Origin of the sequence: Alteromonas sp. AMM-1, assembly GCF_047290655.1 — a bacterium.
GTDB classification, from domain to species: domain Bacteria; phylum Pseudomonadota; class Gammaproteobacteria; order Enterobacterales; family Alteromonadaceae; genus Alteromonas; species Alteromonas mangrovi.
The window spans coordinates 1-6,794 of the sequence record NZ_JBLBUE010000177.1; the positions used below are offsets into that span (position 1 = coordinate 1).

5 protein-coding genes and 1 pseudogene are annotated in these 6,794 nt (G+C 47.3%); 5 read left to right on the top strand and 1 reads right to left on the bottom strand.

Going from position 1 to position 6,794, the window contains the following annotated elements; all coding sequences use genetic code 11:
• On the bottom strand, positions 1 to 1,746 hold a 1,746-nt coding region (locus tag ACLR2L_RS17610; protein WP_413369990.1), incomplete at its 3' end, for an NADP-dependent isocitrate dehydrogenase.
• Positions 1,747 to 2,170: 424 nt separating this feature from the next.
• Between ACLR2L_RS17610 and ACLR2L_RS17615 the strand changes: the two are divergent.
• The 5 genes and pseudogenes from ACLR2L_RS17615 to ACLR2L_RS17635 all read left to right on the top strand — a co-directional run.
• Positions 2,171 to 2,698: pseudogene (locus tag ACLR2L_RS17615) on the top strand (rRNA large subunit pseudouridine synthase E); the annotation flags it as partial.
• A gap of 196 nt (positions 2,699 to 2,894) precedes the next feature.
• Positions 2,895 to 4,004 (top strand): tRNA 2-thiouridine(34) synthase MnmA, encoded by a 1,110-nt coding sequence (mnmA, locus tag ACLR2L_RS17620; protein WP_140956811.1) that lies wholly within the window; start codon positions 2,895 to 2,897, stop codon positions 4,002 to 4,004.
• Positions 3,998 to 4,624 carry a high frequency lysogenization protein HflD gene (gene hflD, locus ACLR2L_RS17625; RefSeq protein ID WP_413369992.1) on the top strand — a complete coding sequence of 209 codons (627 nt, stop codon included), beginning with the start codon at positions 3,998 to 4,000 and terminating at the stop codon, positions 4,622 to 4,624. The genes mnmA and hflD overlap by 7 nt, the downstream gene beginning before the upstream one ends.
• A gap of 14 nt (positions 4,625 to 4,638) precedes the next feature.
• Positions 4,639 to 6,012: an adenylosuccinate lyase gene (purB, locus tag ACLR2L_RS17630; RefSeq protein WP_413369994.1), complete on the top strand. Its 1,374-nt coding sequence runs from the start codon at positions 4,639 to 4,641 to the stop codon at positions 6,010 to 6,012.
• A 46-nt stretch (positions 6,013 to 6,058) separates the two neighbouring features.
• Positions 6,059 to 6,794 (top strand): hypothetical protein (locus ACLR2L_RS17635; RefSeq protein ID WP_413369997.1); only part of this gene is annotated, 736 nt, incomplete at its 3' end.

Genomic DNA, 6,794 nt, shown 5'->3' on the forward strand with positions numbered 1-6,794 from the left:
AGTCTCATACAAACCGCCACCGGCCATCAGAGGCACGATTGACAGCATTTTCGCACTGGTACCCAGTTCAAGAATTGGGAACAAGTCAGTGAGGTAGTCACGCAGTACGTTACCGGTAACAGAAATCGTGTCTAATCCGCGGATTGCGCGTTCCATTGAATAACGGATCGCACGTACAGGAGACATAATAGAGATATCCAGACCATCAGTGTTGTGATCCTTCAGGTATTTCTCAACTTTCTTGATCAGCTGTGCATCGTGCGCGCGCTCATCGTCCAGCCAGAATACCGCAGGCATACCAGACTGACGTGCACGTGTAACGGCCAGTTTCACCCAATCCTGAATCGGCAGGTCTTTAGCCTGACACATACGCCAGATATCGCCTTCTTCAACGTTGTGCTCGATCAGAACAGTGCCGTCCTGGTCGATGATTTGCACTTTACCGTCAGCGTGCATTTCGAAGGTTTTATCGTGTGAACCGTATTCTTCCGCTTTTTGAGCCATCAGACCTACGTTAGGCACCGTACCCATCGTGGTCGGATCGAATGCACCATGCGTTTTACAGAAGTTAATGACTTCCTGATAAATTGTGGCATAAGTACTTTCAGGGATAACCGCTTTGGTGTCGTATGGACGACCATCTGGCCCCCACATTTGACCAGAGTTACGGATCATCGCTGGCATCGACGCATCAACGATAACGTCGCTGGGAACGTGCAGGTTTGAAATACCTTTATCTGAGTTAACCATCGCCAGTAAAGGGCGATCCGCGTATACCGCGTTGATGTCGCGCTGAATTTCAGAACGCTGTGACTCAGGCAGGGTAGAAATTTTGTCGTATACACTGCCCAACCCGTTATTTGGGTTAACGCCTAACTCATCGAACAGTTCGCCGTATTTATCGAACAGTTCTTTGTAGAACACTTTAACGCAGTGACCAAACACGATTGGGTGAGAGACCTTCATCATGGTGGCTTTAACGTGCAGTGAGAATAAAACGCCGGTGTTTTTAGCGTCTTCGATTTGCTCTTCGAAGAACTTACACAGGGCTTTTTTACTCATGAACATGCCATCGATGACTTCACCTGCCAGTAAATCAACGCGTGGCTTAAGGGTTTTCTTGCTGCCGTCAGTACCAGTAAACTCAATACTTACATGTCCTGCTTTTTCAACCGTTACCGATTTCTCACCAGAGTAGAAATCGCCGCCGCGCATGTGGGCTACGTGTGTACGTGAAGCCTGGCTCCACTCCCCCATGGAATGCGGATGCTTTTTCGCATAGTTTTTTACTGCTGCTGGTGCACGGCGATCGGAGTTACCTTCGCGCAATACCGGGTTCACCGCAGAACCTAACACTTTACCGTAACGATCGCGTACATCTTTGTCTTCGTCAGACTGCGGATCTTCCGGATAGGCTGGAACGTTAAAACCAATAGCGTTTAGTTCTTTGATTGCAGCGCGAAGCTGTGGAATAGAAGCACTGATATTTGGCAACTTGATGATGTTTGCATCAGGATCCTGTGTTAAATCGCCAAGCTCAGTGAGTGCATCAGGTACTTTTTGATCATCAGTTAAGTAATCAGGGAAATTAGCCAGTATACGAGCGGCCAGCGAGATATCACTCACTTCAATCTCAATATCTGCTGCACTTGCAAAGCGGCGGATAATAGGGAGAAATGAGTAGGTTGCCAACATTGGCGCTTCATCGGTTTTTGTGTAAATAATTGTCGACTTACGAGTGGTCATTCTGTACCTCAATAGTTGCAGTAGCAGACTGCGTATTTTTCCGTTCAACAAATACCTGTGGCCTGTAGGGCAACAAGATCGTCTTATTCCTGTTTGTAGTTTTCATCAACCTGACAGACTTTTATAATCACGCACGCAAAAAGCTCGGCAATGTAAATTGGTATTACCAAGCGAATTTTCTGTCACTGATCAGGCCAACATCATAGCATGCGTTGCGCGTGAAAATTTTTAAGGCCTTTAGTATAGGGTCAAGCGAATCAGTTACAAGTCATACCTTTGTCTTAATTACAGCGTTCGGGTGAAAAACTTCTTTTTTTGCTTAAATTTTCACCTTGGAAGGCGATTTTTGACAAATTTATCTGGCAGGCTGTGGAAAAACTACAGGTTTGGTAAACTGCTTACCGGTTCAAATTTCGGTAACGGTATGTCTTCTACTATCATTCTTTTCAACAAGCCCTTTATGGTTCTGTCGCAATTTACGGACGAAGATGGCAGAAAAACCCTCAAAGATTATATCGACCTGCCAGGTGTGTATGCCGCGGGGCGACTTGACCGCGATTCTGAAGGCTTACTGGTACTCACAGATAACGGCGCACTTCAGCACAAACTTACTCACCCGAAAGCCAAAACCAGCAAAACTTATTGGGTGCAGGTGGAGGGTGATGTCGACAATCAGGCCATCCAGGCACTTGAACAAGGGGTAGAACTGAAAGACGGTATGACACTGCCGGCCAATGTCAGCCGAATTGCACCGCCGCCAGTATGGGAACGCGATCCCCCCATTCGGGAGCGCAAAAATATTCCCACCAGTTGGCTAAGCATTACCATTTCGGAAGGGCGTAACCGTCAGGTCAGGCGAATGACAGCTCACGTGGGATACCCCACCCTCAGACTGATCCGCTATCGGGTTGGTAACTGGACGATTGATGGCATCGAAAACGGCCAGTTCGTAAGTATGCCTGGTCCTGATATGGCGCCACTTGCGAAATCAGATAAACGCAAACCCGGTTCGCATCGAAAATCTGCTGCGCCCGCATCACGTAAAATGCCAAAAAGGCATAATAAATCGCGCTAAATTCGTGCCATACACATGGAATTCTGTTAGAATCCGCGCCCCATAAAACGGTTAAGAGCACGCAATAAACACTATGTCGGTTACCCCAACTAAACAAAAAGTCATTGTCGGTATGTCCGGCGGTGTGGATTCATCTGTGTCGGCCTACCTGCTAATGCAACAGGGCTATCAGGTTGAAGGCTTGTTTATGAAAAACTGGGAAGAAGACGACAACGATGAGTATTGCGCAGCCGCCGAAGACCTGGCTGATGCCCAGGCCGTTGCTGATAAACTCGGCATTGAGTTACACACAATCAACTTTGCTGCAGAGTACTGGGACAACGTATTTGAGTACTTTTTGGAAGAATACAAAGCCGGACGCACGCCTAACCCGGACATCATGTGTAACAAAGAAATTAAATTCAAAGCTTTTCTGGAATACGCTGCCGAAGATTTAGGTGCAGACTATATTGCCACCGGGCACTACGTGCGTCGCCGCGAGGTGGATGGTCACTGGCAAATGCTACGCGGGCTGGATGACAATAAAGATCAAAGCTACTTTTTGTACACCTTAGGCGAAGAACACGTTGCTAAGACGCTATTCCCGGTTGGCGAAATTGAAAAGCCCCGAGTGCGCGAGATCGCCGAACAACAAGGGTTAATTACCCACGATAAAAAAGACAGTACCGGTATTTGTTTTATTGGCGAGCGGAAATTTAAAGACTTCCTGAGCCGATATTTACCTGCGCAGCCAGGCGTAATCGAAACCGCTGAAGGCGAAGAAATTGGGACCCACGAAGGTCTGATGTATCACACACTGGGTCAGCGCAAAGGGTTGCATATTGGCGGCTTAAAAGACTTCGGCGATGAACCCTGGTATGTCGTAGACAAAGATGTTGCCCGCAACGTATTAGTGGTTGGGCAAGGGGCCAATCACCCTCGCCTGTTCTCCGATGGCCTGATTGCTAATCAATTACACTGGGTTAACCGTAAGCAACCAGAATCGCCGTTCAGAGCAGTAGTCAAAACCCGTTACCGCCAGCAGGATATTCCTTGTGTTATTACGCCACTGGATAACGGCCAGGTTGAAGTGAAATTTGACACACCTCAGAAAGCAGTGACACCTGGTCAGTCTGCGGTCTTCTATCAGGACGAAGTGTGCCTGGGTGGTGGTATTATCGAGAGTTATATTCGCGAATGTTAGACGCCAGTATTGAACAGCAATTAGGATTGGCCGGCGTATGTCAGGCAGCGCAATTGGTGCAGTCTGTTGCGCGAACCGGGCAAGCCGATACCATGGCTGTAGAAGCCAGCCTGTCGAGCATTCTGGTGACGGAATCCGACACACCTCAGCAAATATTCGGCCAATTGGAAAACCTCAAGCAGGGATTCCAGGTTATTGTGGCGCAACTGGGTGATCACAACAGTAAAAAAGACACTGAAATCACCCGTTATGTAGCCAGTATTCTGGGACTGGAGCGCAAATTGGCCCGCAATAAAAAAGCCATGGCGATGCTGGGTGAGCGCATAGCCCACGTGCAGCGCCAATTGGCTCACATTGATTTCGATAACCCGCAGATATTGCAATCATTGGCGAGTATTTATTCTGACGTGATCAGTCCCCTCGCCCCCAAAATTCAAATCGCGGGTAATCCAAATAATTTAAGTCAGCCCTTGAACCAACACCGCGTAAGAGCGTTATTACTCGCGGGTGTTCGCGCCGCAGTTTTGTGGCGTCAGATGGGCGGACAGCGGCGACAGATCATATTTAAACGTAAATCTATACTGCAAAGCGCCAAACAAGCGCTTAGACTAATTAATTGATTGAGGAGCAAAAGGTGGATCTTTCCCAATTAACGGCGATTTCTCCGGTCGATGGTCGGTATGCCTCGAAATGTAGCGAATTAAGACACATATTCAGCGAATATGGCTTACTTAAGTACCGTGTTGAAGTGGAAGTACGCTGGTTACAAATGCTTTCTAACCAGGAAGGTATTCAGGAAGTTCCAGCGTTTTCACCCCAGTCAAATGCGCTATTGGATAGCATTGTTGCTGAGTTTTCCGTTGATGACGCCCGTCGTATCAAAGAGATTGAGCGCACGACCAACCACGACGTAAAAGCGGTTGAGTACTTCCTGAAAGAAAAAGTGGCCAGCAATAGTGAATTAAACGCCATTAGTGAGTTTATTCACTTCGCCTGTACATCAGAAGATATCAACAATCTGTCTCACGCGCTGATGTGCAATGCAGCACGTGACACGGTAATCCTGCCCTATGCAGATCAGTTGATTGATGCCATAACGGACTTAGCGCGTAAATACCGCACTGTGCCTATGATGGCACGTACCCACGGCCAGCCAGCGTCGCCTACCACTATGGGTAAGGAAATGGCTAACGTTGCGGTACGTTTAAAGCGTCAGCGTGAACAAATCGCAGCCGTAAGCATTCTGGGTAAAATAAATGGCGCGGTAGGTAACTACAATGCTCACTTGTCTGCGTACCCTGAGCTAGACTGGCATGCAATCTCTGAGAAGTTTGTGACCAGCCTTGGTATCACCTGGAACCCATTCACCACACAGATTGAACCGCATGACTACATTGCTGAGTTGTTTGATGCTATTGCGCGTTTTAACACCATCCTGATCGACTTTGATCGCGATGTGTGGGGTTACATTGCACTGGGTCACTTTAAGCAAAAAACCGTCGCTGGCGAAATCGGTTCATCTACCATGCCGCACAAAGTTAACCCAATCGACTTTGAAAACTCAGAAGGCAACCTGGGTCTTGCCAACGCCATTTTCGACCACTTGGCGGCTAAGCTACCTGTTTCACGCTGGCAGCGTGACCTTACTGATTCAACCGTATTGCGAAACCTGGGCGTAGGCGTTGGCTACACTGTAATTGCGTATCAGGCTTCGCTTAAAGGGATCAGCAAGTTAGAAGTCAATGAACAGAGTCTGCTAAACGAACTGAACAACAACTGGGAATTGCTGGCTGAGCCAATCCAAACAGTTATGCGTCGTTACGGCATCGAAAAGCCATACGAAAAGCTGAAAGAACTGACGCGCGGTAAGAAAGTGAATGCGGAAGTGATTGCTGAATTTATCGACGGATTGGAAATGCCTGAAGCTGCAAAAGCGCAGTTGAAGCAATTAACGCCACAAGCTTATATTGGTGATGCAATCCGTCTGGTAGATCAGTTACTGGGCTAAGCCTCTGCTGTTAATCTGGTAGCGCTTGCTATAAGTGAGGGCTACCATGATTTCTTCTTTTTCTGCAAAGTCACCGGAATCCACCGGGCACTATTTGCAACACATTTTAACACTGGTTCTGCACTTGTACTGTGTAATGCTTGCATTGCAGTTACCGTTGATTTTATTAGAAAGTCCTGTAAATCATTTTAAAATTGCGGTGTGGTGTGCTTATTTGATTGCCTTAACGTTGTTAGTGAAGCAACGTGGAGACTTGACCACCACCAAAGCTAAAACGGGCCTATTCATTCTGTATTTCAGTTACTTGACTTTTGCCGTTGCGCTATGGCCGCAAGTTAACAATAGTCACTATTTTTTGTTATTGTCACTGGTAATTGCCGGATTTGTTTTCACTCGCCAGGAGCGCTTTATCCAACACTCACTGGTCGCGACAGCGTCATTACTTTATGTCGGGATCAGTACCTTACAGTTTGTGAAAGTACCCAATAGCGGACTTATTCAATATTGTAACGATTTGACACTGGGTGCTATTTGCATTTGTATTTACATAGTATTCCAACGCATGGCCTTGCTGCGTTGGCAAAAACTCCGTGCTGCGCATATTCAGTCTGTGTCAGTGCTAACCAAACTCCTGCCGAATGAGCCACATAAACCCGAGTCATTATGGCCGTTAGGTGTTACTCGCAAGTACACCTGTGTAACCGTGTTATTCGCCGACCTTGCCGGCTATACCCATATCAACCGGCTTCAGGGCGACGATAACACCCTGAAGTTAATGAAAA